This window comes from Bosea vaviloviae (genome assembly GCF_001741865.1).
In the GTDB taxonomy this organism is placed as follows: Bacteria; Pseudomonadota; Alphaproteobacteria; order Rhizobiales; family Beijerinckiaceae; genus Allobosea; species Allobosea vaviloviae.
Genome location: NZ_CP017147.1, coordinates 6,296,407 through 6,311,490 on the forward strand (window position 1 = coordinate 6,296,407; position 15,084 = coordinate 6,311,490).

The 15,084-nt window shown below is 65.9% G+C and carries 18 protein-coding genes; 6 read left to right on the top strand and 12 right to left on the bottom strand.

Annotated elements, in window-relative coordinates; translation table 11 throughout:
* Positions 1–64: 64 nt before the first annotated feature.
* Together BHK69_RS29205 and BHK69_RS29210 are read right to left on the bottom strand one after the other, a co-directional pair.
* Complete coding sequence (locus tag BHK69_RS29205; RefSeq protein WP_069694056.1) at positions 65–724, bottom strand: class I SAM-dependent methyltransferase; 660 nt, start codon at positions 722–724, stop codon at positions 65–67.
* Between the two features lie 5 nt (positions 725–729).
* The gene (locus BHK69_RS29210; protein ID WP_069693177.1) at positions 730–1,884 is read right to left on the bottom strand and encodes a glycosyltransferase family 4 protein; all 1,155 of its coding nucleotides are present in this window, start codon (positions 1,882–1,884) and stop codon (positions 730–732) included.
* Between the two features lie 241 nt (positions 1,885–2,125).
* On the opposite strand from BHK69_RS29210, the gene BHK69_RS29215 reads away from it, so the two are divergent.
* A complete protein-coding gene (locus tag BHK69_RS29215; protein WP_148663623.1) occupies positions 2,126–2,788 on the top strand; it encodes a hypothetical protein in 663 nt (220 codons plus the stop codon).
* Entirely contained in the window at positions 2,785–3,342 is a 558-nt protein-coding gene (locus tag BHK69_RS29220) for a chloramphenicol phosphotransferase CPT family protein (protein ID WP_069694057.1), read from the top strand. The genes BHK69_RS29215 and BHK69_RS29220 overlap by 4 nt, the downstream gene beginning before the upstream one ends.
* 259 nt (positions 3,343–3,601) lie before the next feature.
* On the opposite strand, the gene BHK69_RS29225 is transcribed toward BHK69_RS29220, so the two are convergent.
* From BHK69_RS29225 to BHK69_RS29245, 5 genes are all read right to left on the bottom strand, one after another.
* Complete coding sequence (locus tag BHK69_RS29225; RefSeq protein ID WP_148663624.1) at positions 3,602–3,901, bottom strand: hypothetical protein; 300 nt, start codon at positions 3,899–3,901, stop codon at positions 3,602–3,604.
* Between the two features lie 189 nt (positions 3,902–4,090).
* Positions 4,091–5,017, bottom strand: a complete 927-nt coding sequence (locus BHK69_RS29230; protein WP_069693180.1) for a transposase — start codon at positions 5,015–5,017, stop codon at positions 4,091–4,093.
* A gap of 273 nt (positions 5,018–5,290) precedes the next feature.
* A complete protein-coding gene (locus BHK69_RS29235; protein ID WP_069693181.1) occupies positions 5,291–7,204 on the bottom strand; it encodes a S8 family serine peptidase in 1,914 nt (637 codons plus the stop codon).
* A gap of 65 nt (positions 7,205–7,269) precedes the next feature.
* A complete protein-coding gene (locus tag BHK69_RS29240; protein ID WP_069693182.1) occupies positions 7,270–7,953 on the bottom strand; it encodes a hypothetical protein in 684 nt (227 codons plus the stop codon).
* A 171-nt stretch (positions 7,954–8,124) separates the two neighbouring features.
* Positions 8,125–8,694, bottom strand: coding sequence for a sigma-70 family RNA polymerase sigma factor (locus BHK69_RS29245; RefSeq protein WP_425285540.1), 570 nt, complete (start codon positions 8,692–8,694; stop codon positions 8,125–8,127).
* Between the two features lie 161 nt (positions 8,695–8,855).
* On the opposite strand from BHK69_RS29245, the gene BHK69_RS29250 reads away from it, so the two are divergent.
* A complete protein-coding gene (locus tag BHK69_RS29250; RefSeq protein WP_199579007.1) occupies positions 8,856–9,398 on the top strand; it encodes a hypothetical protein in 543 nt (180 codons plus the stop codon).
* A 187-nt stretch (positions 9,399–9,585) separates the two neighbouring features.
* Here BHK69_RS29250 and BHK69_RS29255 read toward each other — a convergent pair whose 3' ends face one another.
* Positions 9,586–10,614, bottom strand: a complete 1,029-nt coding sequence (locus BHK69_RS29255; protein WP_069693184.1) for a saccharopine dehydrogenase family protein — start codon at positions 10,612–10,614, stop codon at positions 9,586–9,588.
* Between the two features lie 105 nt (positions 10,615–10,719).
* On the opposite strand from BHK69_RS29255, the gene BHK69_RS29260 reads away from it, so the two are divergent.
* From BHK69_RS29260 to BHK69_RS29270, 3 genes are read left to right on the top strand one after another with little or no spacing between them, the layout of a single operon-like run.
* Positions 10,720–11,334, top strand: a complete 615-nt coding sequence (locus BHK69_RS29260; protein ID WP_069693185.1) for a TetR/AcrR family transcriptional regulator — start codon at positions 10,720–10,722, stop codon at positions 11,332–11,334.
* A gap of 55 nt (positions 11,335–11,389) precedes the next feature.
* Entirely contained in the window at positions 11,390–12,463 is a 1,074-nt protein-coding gene (gene hisC / locus BHK69_RS29265; RefSeq protein WP_069693186.1) for a histidinol-phosphate transaminase, read from the top strand.
* A gap of 31 nt (positions 12,464–12,494) precedes the next feature.
* A complete protein-coding gene (locus BHK69_RS29270; protein ID WP_069693187.1) occupies positions 12,495–12,905 on the top strand; it encodes a DUF1801 domain-containing protein in 411 nt (136 codons plus the stop codon).
* 224 nt (positions 12,906–13,129) lie between these two features.
* Here the strand turns inward: BHK69_RS29270 and BHK69_RS29275 are convergent, their stop codons facing one another.
* From BHK69_RS29275 to BHK69_RS29290, 4 genes are all read right to left on the bottom strand, one after another.
* The gene (locus BHK69_RS29275; protein WP_069693188.1) at positions 13,130–13,489 is read right to left on the bottom strand and encodes a hypothetical protein; all 360 of its coding nucleotides are present in this window, start codon (positions 13,487–13,489) and stop codon (positions 13,130–13,132) included.
* A 409-nt stretch (positions 13,490–13,898) separates the two neighbouring features.
* Complete coding sequence (locus BHK69_RS29280; RefSeq protein WP_069693189.1) at positions 13,899–14,276, bottom strand: DUF6481 family protein; 378 nt, start codon at positions 14,274–14,276, stop codon at positions 13,899–13,901.
* An 86-nt stretch (positions 14,277–14,362) separates the two neighbouring features.
* Positions 14,363–14,626 carry a 30S ribosomal protein S21 gene (rpsU, locus tag BHK69_RS29285; protein ID WP_069693190.1) on the bottom strand — a complete coding sequence of 88 codons (264 nt, stop codon included), beginning with the start codon at positions 14,624–14,626 and terminating at the stop codon, positions 14,363–14,365.
* Positions 14,627–14,782: 156 nt separating this feature from the next.
* Positions 14,783–14,992, bottom strand: coding sequence for a cold-shock protein (locus BHK69_RS29290; RefSeq protein WP_068179468.1), 210 nt, complete (start codon positions 14,990–14,992; stop codon positions 14,783–14,785).
* Positions 14,993–15,084 lie beyond the last annotated feature (92 nt).

The following is a 15,084-nucleotide window of genomic DNA, read 5'->3' on the forward strand; positions in this document are numbered from 1 at the left end:
GTGCGGTGTTCAAGACGTGGATGCTCGCCACAAGGGCGAGCATGACGGAAAAGGCACCGCCTCCTCACATTTGCGACCGCAACCGCCAGACCGAGCTTTGCTTGATCTCGGTATCCTCCAGCGAGCGCGTCACCGGAACCTGATAGGTCGCCAGCGCCTCCAGCCTGTCCCGAGGCAGATAGCTGCGACCGGGATCGCCGATCAGCACGGTTGCGCCGCGCGCCTGCAATTGCGAGAGCCAGTCAATGATGCTCTCCGCCATCGCGCGCTCATAGCAGACATCGCCGGCGCAGATGACGTCCCAGCCCTCGTCGCGGCCGATCAGATCGTCGAGCAGAACCTCGACGTGAACGCCATTGGCCTGCGCGTTGAGCCCTATTGCCTCGCCGGCGAAGGCATCGATGTCGCAAGCCTCGACCCGCGCTGCACCGGCCTTGGCGGCGGCAATCGCCACGAGCCCCGAACCGCTGGCGAAGTCGAGCACGCGCTTGCCGGCCACGTGTCCCGGCTGGTCGATGAGATAGCGCGCCAACGCCTGTCCGCCGGCCCAGGCAAAGGCCCAAAAGGGCGGCGGCAGGCCAATGGTGGCAAGCTCATCCTCGGTCTTTTGCCAGAGCTCCGTCGCCTCCTCGGCGACATGGAGCGAAATCTCCGGCGCATGCGGCACCGGCAGCAACCGCGTCTGCGCCAGGATGAAGCCGCGCCGGTCGAGCTCGATGGACACGGCGCTCACGCCGCGACCTCCGTCGTCGGTTGGTCCAGCAGGCCGCGATAGAGCGCCTTGACCGCATTCATCACATCGCGCTCGGTATAGCCGTCGATCAACCTTGCGCGCGCGCTCGTGCCCATGCGCTCGGCCAGCGCCGGGGCGCCGGCGAAGGTGATCAGCGCCTTGGCGAGCGCAGCGGTGTCGTCGGCGGGCACCACGATCCCGTCGCGCCCGTCGCGGACGAAGCTGCGGCAGCCCGGCACATCCGTGGTCAGAATCGCGCGGCCGCAGGCGGCCGCTTCCAGGATCGTGCGTGGCAAACCCTCGCCGCCGCGCGAGGGCAGAATGCAGAGATGGTGCTGGCGCCAGACGCCCTCGATATCGCGTGTCGGGCCGGCCCAGTTGATGCCCGGCCGGGCCGCCCATTGCTGCAGTGTCGCCTCGGGAATCGCCTTGGGATTGGACGGGTCGGGCGCGCCATGCACCGTGAGCTCGACGCGCGCGCCCTCCGCCCGCGCCAACCGCACCGCCTCGACCGCAAGGTCGACGCCCTTCGACCAGAGCATGCGCGCAACCAGCGCGACCTTGAGCGGGGGGGTCGCCGGCATCGGCTCCGGCATCAGGATCAAGGGGTCGACGCCCGCGCCGCCGACGATCGCAACCTTGCCTGCATCCTGCGGATCGAAGCCCAGCGAGACGGGATCGTCAGGGTTCTCGAACAGGAAGCGGGTTTGCGGCCCGTCGATCGCCGCGCGCAGCCAGAACCGCACGGCCAGCCGCGCCGCACCCGCGACCAGACCCTGCTTGGCGCCGAGGAAGCCCAACCCAGTCAACGCATAAACGCGGCGCTCGACCCCCGCGAGCTTGCCGGCGAGGCCGGCGAGCACGATCGGCTTCAAGGCGATGCAATGCAGGATGTCGGGCCGCTCGGCCTCGATCAGGCGCTTCAGCGCCGCGATCTGGCGGTAAAGCGCGCGCGGATCGAGGCTGCGGCGCTCGGCCTCCAGCGCGATCAGACGGGCTCCCGTCGCCTCGATGACGCGGCGATGCTGACGCTCGCGAGCGATGACGACGACGTCGAAATCAAGCTCGCGCGCAGCCCGCGCCATCGGCAGGAAATGCGAGGCGAAGAACCAGTCTTCCGTGGCGACGAAGAGGAGTTTGGGGCGGCGCATGGCGCGACATCAGGCGCAAGCGGCGCGGAAGGTCAAGCGGGAGTGGAACTGCGCAGCAGGACAATCGCATTTGGATCCACAGCCCTCATCCTGTGGTGCGATCCAACGGGATCGCGTCTCGAAGGATGTTCCAGAGGGCGCCATCGCTGCGAACTGGAGCATCGCACAAGACGCACGGCTTTGCCTTGCTCCTCATGATGAGGGCTGACATATCCAAATGCCGACAAGCGAAGGCCGGCTCATGGTCCTGCTGAACGACATCGTCACGATCGACCTTTCGGAAACCCAAAGGGTTTCGGAGCGCATCCGCACCATGCTCTTGAGCCTGCGTGCCGAGCACGATCTGGCACCGTGCGAATACACGCGTCGGGTGCGTATTGCGCCTGGCGAAATCTCGCATAGCCATCCTGTTCTGACATTGAACACCATGGTTCGCGAAGAATCCGCGCTGCTGTCCTTGTACCTGCACGAGCAGATGCATTGGTATGTCACATGGTATTCGCACGCGCACCATGATGGTTGGAAAACGATCTGGGCGGCATTGCTGGATCGCTATCCAAACGTGCCTGTCGTGTTTCCCGAAGGAGCCCACAGCGCTCAGTCGTCTTATCTGCACCTGATCGTCAATTGGCTGGAGATTGAAGCCACGGCAGGGTTTCTAGGCCGCGAGAAGGCCGTCGAAATCGCTGCGAAGAATTTTGTCTACAGCGGCTTGTACCGCATCGTGCTTGCTGACTGGGACGCACTGGCGACCCTCTACGGAGACCATGGGCTGACGCCGATCCATCCCGCGACAGCAATGACAGACCATGACCTGGAGATTGCGGCGAGGATGGACGAGGCGACGACGGATGCGCTTAGAGACGAGATGCCTGCCGGAAAAGATTGGAGCGCAGCACCGTGACGGTCGGAAAGGTCATCCTCCTCAACGGTGCCTCCAGCAGCGGGAAATCCACCCTCGCCCGCGCTGTCCAGGCCAGGATCGGCGAGCCCTTCTGGCACATCTCCATCGACCATTTGCGGGATGCCGGCGTCCTGCCATCCGCCCGCATCAAGAGCGGCGAATTCAAATGGGCTGAGATCCGGGTTGGTTTCTTTGCCGGCTTCGAACGGTCGCTGACCGCCTATCTCGACTGCGGCAACAATCTCATCGTCGAATACATCATGGAGAATCGCGACTGGCTGCAGCGAACCGCCCGGCTTTTGAAAGGATATGACGTGTTCTTCGTCGGCATCCATTGCTCATTGGAGGAGCTCGAACGCCGCGAGATCGCCAGAGCCGATCGACCGATCGGCGATGCCCGCCGGGACTATCACGCCATCCACGCCTACTGCGCCTACGACGCCGAGTTCGACAGCAGCTTGCTGCCTGACGAGAACGCCGAGCGCTTGATCGCACTCTGGCAGACACGCTCGGGCCCTTCGACCCTGGCGCAGTTCGCGGAGGCCGGGGCTTAGAGCGCGATCAATTGAGTTGGAAACACGCCGTCATTCCGGGGCGACCCGTAGGGTCGAGCCTGGAACCCAACCACTGCGGTTGCCAGTGAGGGCGCGACCAGCGTCGCACTTTGCCCGTCTGCACCTGAGGATATGGGTTCCGGGCTCAGGCCTTCGGCCTGCCCCGGAATGACGACGTGGGTCCGAGTATGAATATCAAACACCCTCCGGCCCCTCGGGGGAAGCGAGGGGCCGGATCAATGCGGGCCATGCTTGCCACTCAGTAGAGCGAGCAGACCTTGCGGTAGCCGACGACCTCGCCGAAGCGGTTGACGCGCTCGACCATCTCGCAGCGACGCACCGGAGCATCCTCCTCATAGACGGGCTCGGCATAGGCGCGGTTGGCGGAGGCCGCGAGCAGGCCGCCGACGGCGAGCGCTCCGACGATGCCGGCGCCGACGCCCCAGCCATGGCCGCGATGGCGCGGATACGCTTCGGCGCTGCCCGCGCCGGCGAGAATGGCGGTGGAGAGGGTGAGGGCGGCCAGAGCGGCGGTCGCGGTCTTCTTGAAGCTGGTCATGATGGTATCTCCCGAGGTCCAGTCGGCGGCGAACCATTCGCCCTCCATGAGCATTGGTCGCGGCGGGGCGTTGAGAGGTTCAAAGGGAGGCGATTATTTTTTCGGAGGCTCGATCCGCCCGAACAACCTCGCCGTCATCCCGGACAAGCGCCGAAGCCGCGCAGATCCGGCAACTGTGTTGTTTGGTGGTCATGATTGGAATGCGGTGCGGGTTTTGAGCATGGCGTTGAGGGTTACGAGGAGCTTTCTTGCGACGGCGATGATGGCGACCTTGGCGGCGCCGCTTCGGGCGCGGATGGCGTCGTAGAAGGTCTTGAAGCGCGACGATGTCCGGATGGCTGCGAGGGCTGCCATGTAGAGGGCTTTGCGGACGCGCCGCCTTCCGCCCTTGATCATGCGCTGTCCGCGCCTGCGCCCGCTGTCGTTATTGAAGGGGGCGAGGCCGGCGAGTGCGGCGACGGCCTTTGGCGAGACGTGTCCGAGCTCGGGCATCAGGGCGATGAGGGTGGCGGCGGTGACGGGTCCCACGCCAGGGGCCGAGCGCAGCAGGGCTTGCGCCCTGGCCAGCGTCTCGTCGGCCTGCAGGGCTTCATTGACGAGGCGCTCGAGCGTGACGATCTCGGCGTCGAGCCAGGCGAGATGACGGGCCAGACTGCCGGAGGGATCTTTTCCTTCGCTGTGGCGGACGCGCTCGGCGGCGCGCATCTCGACGAGCTGGTCGCGGCGTTTGTGAAGCTGCGCCAGAGCGTTGCGGGCAGGGTCGCAAGCCGGGTCGGGCATGAGCGCGAGGGCGCGCGCCATCGCCGCGAGCATCTCGGCGTCGATCGTATCGGTCTTGGCCAGGCGGCCGGTGGCGCGGGCGAAGTCGCGGGCGCGCCCCGGGTTGATCCGGGCGAAGCGGCAGCCCGCCTGCTCCAGGGCCTGGCGCAGCATGCGGTCATAGGGGCCGGTCGCCTCGAAGGCGATGAAGCAGGCCTGGGCGTCGAGAGATGACAGCCAGGTCGCGATCGCCTCGCTCGTATTGGCGATCCGAAGGCTCGTCCCGCTCGTCTCATCGAACAGGTCGAGATGGCTTTTGGCGATATCGCAACCGATGAAGCAGGGGTGTATGGTCATGGTGCCTGTCCCTGTGCTGCGAGGTCCGGTGCAAGCGGCCTCGGTCAACTGTTCAGGATGGGGTCTGCAAAGGCGGGCGGGAGCCGAGCCGGAACACGGTGTTCACCACCTGGGATCCAACGGCTTCCCGCCCGCTCCAATCATGACACACACCAAACACACAGGGATCCATCGGAGGGCCAATCCTATAAAGGGCCTGGCTCTATGATGGATCCCGAATCTCCACTTCGCTGCGTCCGGGATGACGGCGCGGATGTAAGAGCCCGCCTCGCCTCAGGGCCGCGCCGCCGAGACCGGCAGCGTCCGCGCCAGGGCGGCCGGCGCATCGACGCGGCCGGCACCGAAGATCGGGTTGCGGCCCTTGCCGCCGAGATCGATAGCGCTCTCCATCAAGAGCTTGCGCACGCCTTCCAGATCGAGGTCCGGGCGCTTTTCCAGGAGCAGCGCCACCAGCCCCGAGACATGGGCGGCCGCGATCGAGGTGCCTGAGGAGAAGGCGTAGCGCCCCTCCGGCTCGGCCGCGAGCACATCGACGCCCGGCGCCGCGACCGCGATGTAGCTGCCGCGATTGGCCTGTGCGAAGGGCTTGTCCTGGGCGTCGGTTGCGGTGACGGCGATGACGTTGGGATCGGCGCCGGGATAGAGCGGGGCTGCATTCGCGCCGCCATTGCCGGCGGCCGCGACCGCGACCATGCCCTTGGTCTTGGCCCCAGCGAGCGAACGCGACAGCAAGCGGTCCTGCGGCCCGGCAAAACTCAGATTGACCACCCGCGCCCCCTCCCCCGCCGCCCAGTCGAGCGCCGAGAGGATGTGGTAGGTCGTGCCGTTGGCCGAGGCCGGAGCGCTGTTGCCGGAAAAGGCGCGCGCCGCGAGCAGGCGCGCAGCCGGCGCGACGCCCTGCAACTGCGCCTGCGCCATGATGGCGCCCGCCATCGCAGTGCCATGGGCATGGGGCGTGGTATCGCCGCCAACCGCGTCGAAACTGCCGGCGAGCACGCCCTGCAGTTCGGGATGAGCCAGATCCGCGCCGGAATCGATCACCGCCACGCGGATCTTTTCGCCACGCGCCAGTTTGTGGATGGCGTCGTAATGCAAGGTCTCGGCGACGTATTGCGGCTGCAATTCGCGCTTGGGCGCGACGGAGGCCAATGGCACGACCGGCGGCAATTCGGGCGATGCGATGACGGGCGGAGCGGCCAGGACCGGCGCCGCATCCTCAGGTTTCGGCAGCGAGGCGACAGGCTCGGCGGCAGCGCTTGCAGCTTCAGGCACGGCTTGTGCGGCCTCGTCCTTGGGCGCTTCCGGCCTCAGTGCATCCTGCTGGAGCGTATAGAGGTAATTCGGCTGCGCGCTGGCGACGCGGGCATCGCCCGCCATCTGCGACAGCACCGTGCGGGCGCTGCGGCCATCGTTCAAACGCGCCCGGATGATGGTCACGCCCGCCAGATCGAAGCGGCGGCTCGACATCAAGGTGGCGCGATGACGGCGCAGGACGGCATCGGCTTGAGCATTGGGCGCCAGCTCGACCAGGATCTCGTCGGCCACGAAACGGCGTTCGCTCGCGGCCGGGACGATGATGGGCGGTTGCCCGGGGGTGGGGCGCGCCGTCTGCACCGGGGGCGGCGTCCGGCGCGCTGGCGCGGCAGCGCGCAGCGGAGCCGGCCGGCGCGGATGCCGCAGCACCGGCTCGTCGAGATCGTCACCGTCGAGGATGACCGGCCGCCTCGGCCGGCGCGGCAAAACCGGCTCGGGCTCATAAGGATCATAGACCGGTCGCCGCGCCGCCTGGTCGAGGATGATGCCGCCGATGATCCCGGCACCGATGCCGGCCGCGGCAGGCCCCCAGCCACCGCCTCGGCCCGGATAGCGCGGCGGGCGGCCAGGCCGCCCGGTCTCGACGCGCCCGCCTCGGCCGGGATAGGCGCGGCCGGCATCGGTGCCGGGATAGGTGCGGCCGGGTACGGCGCTCTCACGGGATGTTGGAATCGCGGTTTGGCTGCGCAGCGCCGGCTGGGCGCGCGTGACGCCCTGCCGCGTCGCCGGATAGTTGAACTCGCGCCCGCCATAGGTCTGGGCGCCGAGCTCACTGACAGGTGCGATCAGGCCGAGCAGGAGCGCCAACGCGGCGCCATGCCGAAGGCGCAGACCTGCGCGGATACTGACGAAGCGATCGACAAAGCGTGACATCACCTTCGCCCTCTTTCAGGTTTCACGATAGCACAACCGCTGTTTCGGCAGCGCATGATGCGGTGTCACGGTGCGGGCGCGACGAAGCTGACGATGGCGCCCTCGGCCTTCATCCGCGCCGCGATGGCGTCGACTTGTGCCGGTGTCAGCTTCGCATCGCCGATGCGGACCTTGAAGAAGCCGTTGGCGCGCGGTCCGTCGACCACCGAAGCGTCATAGCGCTTGAAGAAAGCAGCGATGTCGCCGGCCTTGGCTTCGGCAGCGAAACTCAGGAGCACATAGCGGTCAGAGGATTGCACGCCGGGCACCGAGGCTGTCTCGAAACCGCCGCCACCGCCCCGTACGGCAAGACCGGTGATCGCCACGCCCTGGAGCGCGATCAACGCCAGCGCTGCCGCGCTGGCATAAGCGAGCCGACGCGGCGGCTGGGCCGCGAGCCACTGCCCGAACCAGCCCAGGAGGCCGCTCCTGGCGCGGGACAAGAGCGGCGCCTGCTTCGGCTCGGCCTCGATGCCGGCCATCAAACGATCGAGTGCCCGAGGTGACGGCGCACCGAGCTGCTCGTTGAACAGGATGGTCTCGGCCATGTCGTCGCGGATGATGTCGAGCCGCAGGCGCAGTTCGGGCTCAGCCTTGAGCGCCGTCTCGACGCGCAGCTTGTCGGCCGCCGAGATCCGGCCATTGGCATAGAAGGGCAAAAGCTGTTCGAGTTCGACGCGCTTCGGGTCGGTCGCGATATTATCGGTCATAGCGTACCTCCCCAACAGATCGTTCGAGCATTCGCCAGCACGAGTCGACTGGCGTGGTTTTCGAGAACCGGAGCGGAGCGGACATCGGTCCGTGAGCACCGGAAGCGCAGAAAATCGCGCCAGACGGCCGCGATGGTGGAATGCGAGATGGAGGAATGATGGCGCGGTCTGTCATGGCCAGCCCCGGTCGATGCCTGCCGCCTTGAGCAGTTCACCCAGCTTCTTGCGGGCGTGGAAAAGCCGCGTCTTGACCGTGTTCTCCGGGATGCCGACGATGCGGGCAACCTCCTCGACCGAAGTCTCGTGATAATAGACCAGGTCGATGACCTCGCGATGCTCGAGGCTGAGCTTGCCGAGGCAGGCGCGGATCGCCAGGCCCTTATCCTGCTTCTGCAGCACGATCTCCGGGTCGTCGGCCTCGTCCTCGATGCTTTCGGCGAAGTCGTCGTCGAGCCCGGCCTCGCGCCGCTTGCGCAGCAGCGAATAGGCCTTGTTGCGGGCAATCGCGAGCAGCCAGGTCGCGACCGAGGCACGCGCCTCGAAACGATCGGCCTGTCGCCAGAGATCCATGAAGACGTCACTGATCACATCCTCCGCCATCGTCTCGTCGCGGACGAGCCGCAGCACGAAACGGTAGACCCGAATTTGGTGCCGCGAGAACAGCACCTGCATTGCGAGCCGGTCGCCCGAGGCGATCCGCTTGACGAGGTCGTCGTCCGATTCCGTATGCATCGCCCTCAAGGCCTGGCATCCCGGCTCGCAAGAGTTGGTCGCAGCGAGCGCGTGAAAGGTTCAATCGGAAACGAGATTAATCGGCCCCACGCATTGCGCCAGTTCCATTTGTTGCGGGACAGGTGGAGCGGGTAACAATAAGAAGGCGTTGGCTCAGCGAGAGACGGATCGTGATCAAGACATTGATCGAAATGGCGTTCGCGGCGACGGCTCGATATCGGGAAACTGCCGACGAAGCGTTTCGCCCGAAGCTGCTGCCGCCTGAACCGTTCAGCAAGGGTGTTCCAACGCTGCAGGCCGGCGTCTATCGGTCCGTCAGCCCCATGCTGAAGGAGCGCTTCGAGCGATGCGGCCGCTGGACGGTCGCCAGCCACGGAGACTGGCTCTCGACAGCAGACATGGAGAGCCTTTGGTCGGAAGCCGATACGGCCGCCGACGCTCTCCTCTACGGGATAAAGCAGTCGCAGATCGCAGCGGCGGAGGGCTGGCCGAATGAAGCCTCCAGCCTGTTCCGGCCAGAACGGCTCTCCCTCTTTGCCGGCAGTGAGTACAGCTATGAGAGGATCTACCTGCTCTGGATCGAGTTCGAGGACGAGCCGGAACTCTGGGTTTACGACGCCAATGGCCAGTCCCGCTATCGTGACCTGTCGACTTATCTGCAGGCCTACCTCGCGGAGGATGTCAGCGCGGCCTCGCAGTCCTGGCGCGCCTGAGCACCGCTGGCCGAACTTCGCAGTACCCCTGCGGGATTCTCGGCACGGAAACCTCGTTTGCCGATGCCGTCATCCCGCTCGATGGCAGCCCGTATCCGCAGCCTCTTCGACGCGACCGGCGCAGCGAAACGGCTGGCGAAGTGCCTGCATGGTCGCCGCTGCGATGATCCAGCCGCGCAGCCCCTGATCAGGACAAGACGAGATCGGGGGCGAGCGCCACCAGGAAGTTCGCGGCGTCGAACAGCGCGCCCGGCGCGAAGACACCGCCCTGTGCCGTCTCGGTGCTCAGGATTCGCTCAGCGGCTTCGACGACCAGAGGCGCCGTGATCGCATAGATGTCCCGCCCGCGGGCCGCCGCCCGGCGCAGCGTGCTTCCCCGGCGGATTTCGACCTCCACGAGGAAGGTTTGCGCCGAGCGTCCCGACGCGTCGGCCGCGACCGGCGCAGGGGTGGCAGCGTCTCGAAGATCGCGCAGCGGCGCCGTGTTCAGATAGGTGTGGAGTTCGGACAGCTGCAGATGGCGCCCGATCAGGACCGCCTCGGTGAAGGGCAATTCGACCATCTCCTGTGCGCCAAAAGGTTCCGCAAACGTCCAGACGGCATTCGGCGCCAGATCGGCCAGCGGCTGCAGCGTCCCACCGGAAAGCGTCAGGCGACGGGCCGTGTTGCGCCGCCCTGTGACGCGCGTCCCCTCGGTCGGCTCCCAACTGTCCAGAGCGATCCCGATGCGCGCCTCGTCGGCGCGGGACCAGTCGCCCATGGCGGCGGTCGCCAGGAGGTCGCTCAGGCCGCCATAGAAGCCCATGGCGGGGATGACGACGACACCGGCCGCTTCGGCGGCCGAGGCGTAGCGCGCAAAGGTCGCTTGGGCGCTGCCTTGCTCCGCCGTCACGTCGAGATAATGGATGCGCGCCTGCAATGCCGCCGAGACCAGGGGCTCGGCCGTGTCGAGGAACGGTCCAGCGCAGTTGATGACCGCGGCGGCCCCATCAAGGGCGCGGGCCAGCGAGGCGGGATCCTCGAGGCTGGCGACGACCTGTCTGACCCCCGCGGGGAAGCCGGCCGCCGCCAGCTTGGCTGCGTCGCGCCCTATAGCGATGGCCGTGAAGCCACGTCGCGACAGCTCCCGGACCACGAAGCGGCCGGTATGTCCGGAGGCCCCGTAGACCGCAACCGCCGGCCGGACGCTCTCTGCTCTCAAAAGCTGCTCAGTCATGTTTTCCTCCGCGCTACAGACCTGTCTGTTCCTTTTAGCTACAGACAGGTCTGTAGCGCGTCAAGCGCGAAGCTGCTATCTCTGCCGATGCCAGGAGGACGACACATGAAGACTGAGCAGGAGGGCGGCCGGCCCAACGCGGAAACCGGCCAGGTCGGCATGCGCGAGCGAATCCTCGCGATCGCCTCCGACCTTTTCTACCGTCGGGGTGTGCGTGCTGTCGGCGTCGATCTGGTCGTCGAGGCGGCAGGCATCGCGAAGACGAGCCTCTATCGTCACTTTCGAACGAAGGACGACCTTATCGCCGCGTTTCTGCAGCGGGAGGACGAGGATTTCTGGGCGTGCTGGGATCGCGTGGCGGCGCCCCATGGACAGGACGGCGAAGCCGAGCTCGCGGCGCATATGGGCTGGATCGGAGAGCGGGTCGGCCGCCCCAATTATCGCGGCTGTCCCCAGCTCAACGTCGCCGCAGAGTTTCCTGACGAGGATCACCCGGCTCGGATCGTCGCCCGAACGCACAAGCAGGAACTGCGTCGCCGTCTGCGCGGCATCGCCGAGCGACTGCAGGTCGACCGGCCCGACGAGCTCGCCGCCCAGCTGGCGGTGGTCATCAACGGAGCCTTTGTCAGCTCCCAGATTCTGGCCGACGACGACGCGACGGCGATCCTCCTCCACATGGCGCGCGCCCTGATCGCGGCGGCCAGAAGGTCGCGAACTTGACCGCAGGAATCCGAACCCTCATCACGCGATGGACATGGCAGCAGGAGAGGCTTGCATGAGCCGCTATTGGTCGGAACTTGCCCGGGGTCTGTCGCCCTATGTGCCGGGCGAACAGCCCCGGATTCCAGGGCTGGTGAAGCTGAACACCAATGAAAGCCCATTTGGGCCATCTCCAATGGTGCTCGAAGCCATTCGGTCCGCCGCCGCCGACACGCTGCGCCTCTATCCGGACCCACAATCCACGCGCCTGCGGGAGGTGCTGGCCGAGCATCACGGCGTCGCGCCCGAACAGGTTTTTGTCGGAAACGGCTCAGACGAGGTGCTCGCCCACACCTTCGCGGCGCTGCTGAAGCAGCCCGAGCCCCTGCTGTTTCCCGACATCACCTACAGCTTCTATCCCGTCTACTGCCGGCTGTTCGGCATCGCGCATGAGACGGTCCCGCTCGACGGCGCGATGCGCGTCCGCATCGCCGATTATCTCGACCGGGGCGGCGCCATCATCATTCCCAACCCGAACGCGCCGACCGGGATCGCGCTGCCGCGGGCGGAGATCGAACGGCTCGTGAGCGCGCGGGTCGATGCGCCTGTGGTGATCGACGAGGCCTATGTCGATTTCGGCGCGGACAGCGCCATTCCCCTGATCCGCGACCATCCCAATCTGCTGGTGGTCCAGACCTTGTCGAAATCGCGCGCGCTCGCCGGCCTTCGCGTCGGTTACGCGATTGGCGATCAGGCGCTGATCGAAGCCCTGACGCGGGTGAAGGACAGCTTCAACTCCTACCCGCTCGGGCGACCGGCCCAGGCTGGCGCCATCGCCGCCATCCAGGACGAAGCCTATTTCGAGGAGACGCGATCGGCCATCATCGCCAATCGGGAGAGCCTGACCGCCTCTCTGATCCGGCTTGGCTTCGATGTGCTGCCCTCCAGCGCCAACTTCGTCTTCGCCCGCCACCCCTGCCATACCGGTCAGGCCCTCTCAGCGGCACTGCGCGAGCGCGCTGTGCTCGTCAGGCATTTCTCCGATCCGCGCGTATCCGGTTTCATCCGGATCACTATCGGGTCGAAGCCGGAACTCGACCGTCTGACGGAGGCGCTGGCAGAATGTCTTGCGACGCCGTCGCCAGTGTAGGGGCCGCGGCCAGCCAAGGAGGAGTGACGATATGAAGAAGAGCGCAACGACCACGGGCGAATCCCCTTCGAGCGAATCCCCAGCGCGATTGATCGATGCGAGAATCGCGGAACTGAGCGACTGGAGAGGCAAGACGCTCTCCCATATCCGTGCGCTCATCAGGCAGGCGGACCCCGAAGTAGTCGAGGAGTGGAAATGGCGGGGTGTGCCGGTGTGGTCTCACGCCGGAATCATCTGCACCGGCGAGACCTATAAGAGCGTCGTCAAGCTGACCTTCGCCAAGGGCGCCTCGCTCGAGGATCCGTCTGCCCTGTTCAACGCCAGCCTCGAAGGCAACACCAGACGCGCCATCGATCTCCATGAGGGCGATGACATCGATCAAGACGCCTTCAAGGCGCTCATCCGTGCGGCCGTGGCCCTGAACGGAGCTTCGGCCCGATAAGCGCACGCGGCGGCGGCGGCATGCTCACGAACACCCAATAGAAAAGCCCGCCGGGCTCGGGGCCGGGCAGGCTTTTCTTGAACCAGGAAATGATCGTGTCCGATCTCGGACAAGCAGACAGCTCAGAGCGTTTTCGAGCGAAGTGGATACCGGTTCGCGTGAAGAAAACGCGTCAAAACAAGGAGCTAGAGCAATTGAACGATCCAACTGGATCGGAAACTGCTCTAGACGCGCGCGGCGGCCTTCTTCGCCTTTTCGGCAGCCTTGGCGAGCTTTTCCGCCGCCTTGGCGATCTTGTCGGTGCTCGCCTTGGTCTTGGCGGCTTTCGCCGCGGCCTTGGCTTCGATCTGCTCGGCCTTGGCCTGTGCCTGCTCAGCCGCGACGATCGCCGCGGTCTCGGCTTCCACCGCTTCCTTGGCGAGGCGCTGCGCACGAAGACGGGCCGTCTTCTGCATCACGGCGTCGCGTTCGGCCTGTTCGGCCTCCATCGCGCGCGATGCTTCCTGTTTACGTGCGTCGGCCTTGTCGAAGGCCATTTGCGCCCGCCGCTTGATTTCGTCGGCGGAGAGTCCTCGCGTCGCCATGGCGGCTCGCTCCGATGCTGCGCTTGAGCCGAGAGGCGAATTCGCGTTTTGGACCGTGCGGCCCGAAACGACCCGTCTCTCTGAGAGGAGGCGTGTCACGCCGGCCGAGGCGTAGGGGCCAAGGCCGGAATCGTCGACTGCCGAGCCTCCTGCCGCCGATCGGCCGCGAGCGAGAACCCCGTCAGCTAGAGCGTTTTCGAGCGAAGTGGATACGGGTTCGCGTGAAGAAAACGCTTTAATACAAAGAACTAGAGCGGTTGAACGATCCATTTGGATCTGAAACTGCTCTAGAGCATCGTCAAGCGAGGCAGCTCGCGCCGCTTCGCCTTAAAGATAATGCGCTAAAAGTAAGAATCCAGGGCAACCGAGCGATCCAAGCGGACCGGATCGCCCTGGCAATCGTGTGATATCAGCGGCGGCCCTTGCCGGCGGCGCGGAGCTGGGCGTACTGCACGGCTTCCAGCAGCACCTTGCGCGGACGCTCGGCATCGCGGCGGGCCTGCTCGGCCTTGCGGGCGGCTTCGCGAGCGATCTCGGCCAGGCGCTCTTCCTCGGCGAGGCGGGCGGCCTCGATAACGGCCAGGCGCTCGGCTTCAGCCCGGGCAGCGGCCTTCTCTGCATCGCGAACCGCGCGCGCATCGGCAATGGCCTGGCGCTCCGCGCGGCGCTGCTGCATGATCGGGTCATCCGGACCCGGCCTCGCCTTGAAACGCTCAAGGAGCGCCTGCTTGGCGGCCGCGGAATTGGCCTTGCGATCAGTGAAGCTGCGGTCGTTCGGGTTCTTCAAGGCTAGCCTTCTCTCGTGTTGTCACGGGCGCGATCTGTGCCCCGCGAGGGGGCAATAATCCAGATCGCGCCGAATTGGTATCCAAATCAACGCGCAGGCGCTGCGCCTCCAGCGCGGACCGGCTTCGGCTTGGGCTTCGGCGCGGCGATCAAGCCTTCGCGCTGCATCTGCTTGCGCGCAACCTTGCGGGCGCGGCGGATGGCGTCGGCCTTTTCGCGAACGCGCTTCTCGGACGGCTTCTCATAAGCCGAACGGCGCTTCATTTCGCGGAAGACGCCTTCGCGCTGCATCTTCTTCTTCAGGACCCGGAGGGCCTGGTCGACATTATTGTCGCGGACGAGAACCTGCATGCCTGTCTCCTGCGTTTATAGTGACGGAAAAAGGGCCGGGCTATGAACCCCGACCCCTCATCGAACCGCATCGTCGTTGGACCGGAAGGTTCAGGCGCCAGTACATCCGTGGTCGCCGAACCCAAATTCCGATGCCGACAGATGCGGCTTAGCGGCTCACTCAGCGCGGAGCTGGTCGGCAGACATCTTGCCCGAGCGCTTGTCCTGCACCATCTCGTAGGAGATCTTCTGACCTTCCCGGAGATCGCGCATGCCAGCGCGCTCGACGGCGCTGATGTGGACGAACACGTCCTGCCCGCCATCATCCGGCTGAATGAAGCCGAAACCCTTGGTGGAATTGAACCATTTAACTGTGCCAGCGGCCATAACGAAACCTTTCGCTAAGTATGTGGGAGCGCGTGATCGCTCACGCGCAAATTTTCGATTTTTTGAGCGGTGAAGGTCGTCAGCAGGCGCAC

Excerpts from the sequence above, each read along its gene's own strand:
- BHK69_RS29210 (WP_069693177.1), bottom strand. The coding sequence starts at position 1,884 with ATGCGCCGCCCCAAACTCCTCTTCGTCGCCACGGAAGACTGGTTCTTC.
- BHK69_RS29215 (WP_148663623.1), top strand. The coding sequence starts at position 2,126 with ATGGTCCTGCTGAACGACATCGTCACGATCGACCTTTCGGAAACCCAA.
- BHK69_RS29225 (WP_148663624.1), bottom strand. The coding sequence starts at position 3,901 with ATGACCAGCTTCAAGAAGACCGCGACCGCCGCTCTGGCCGCCCTCACC.
- BHK69_RS29230 (WP_069693180.1), bottom strand. The coding sequence starts at position 5,017 with ATGACCATACACCCCTGCTTCATCGGTTGCGATATCGCCAAAAGCCAT.
- BHK69_RS29235 (WP_069693181.1), bottom strand. The coding sequence starts at position 7,204 with ATGTCACGCTTTGTCGATCGCTTCGTCAGTATCCGCGCAGGTCTGCGC.
- BHK69_RS29240 (WP_069693182.1), bottom strand. The coding sequence starts at position 7,953 with ATGACCGATAATATCGCGACCGACCCGAAGCGCGTCGAACTCGAACAG.
- BHK69_RS29255 (WP_069693184.1), bottom strand. The coding sequence starts at position 10,614 with ATGACTGAGCAGCTTTTGAGAGCAGAGAGCGTCCGGCCGGCGGTTGCG.
- BHK69_RS29260 (WP_069693185.1), top strand. The coding sequence starts at position 10,720 with ATGAAGACTGAGCAGGAGGGCGGCCGGCCCAACGCGGAAACCGGCCAG.
- hisC (WP_069693186.1), top strand. The coding sequence starts at position 11,390 with ATGAGCCGCTATTGGTCGGAACTTGCCCGGGGTCTGTCGCCCTATGTG.
- BHK69_RS29270 (WP_069693187.1), top strand. The coding sequence starts at position 12,495 with ATGAAGAAGAGCGCAACGACCACGGGCGAATCCCCTTCGAGCGAATCC.
- BHK69_RS29275 (WP_069693188.1), bottom strand. The coding sequence starts at position 13,489 with ATGGCGACGCGAGGACTCTCCGCCGACGAAATCAAGCGGCGGGCGCAA.
- rpsU (WP_069693190.1), bottom strand. The coding sequence starts at position 14,626 with ATGCAGGTTCTCGTCCGCGACAATAATGTCGACCAGGCCCTCCGGGTC.
- BHK69_RS29290 (WP_068179468.1), bottom strand. The coding sequence starts at position 14,992 with ATGGCCGCTGGCACAGTTAAATGGTTCAATTCCACCAAGGGTTTCGGC.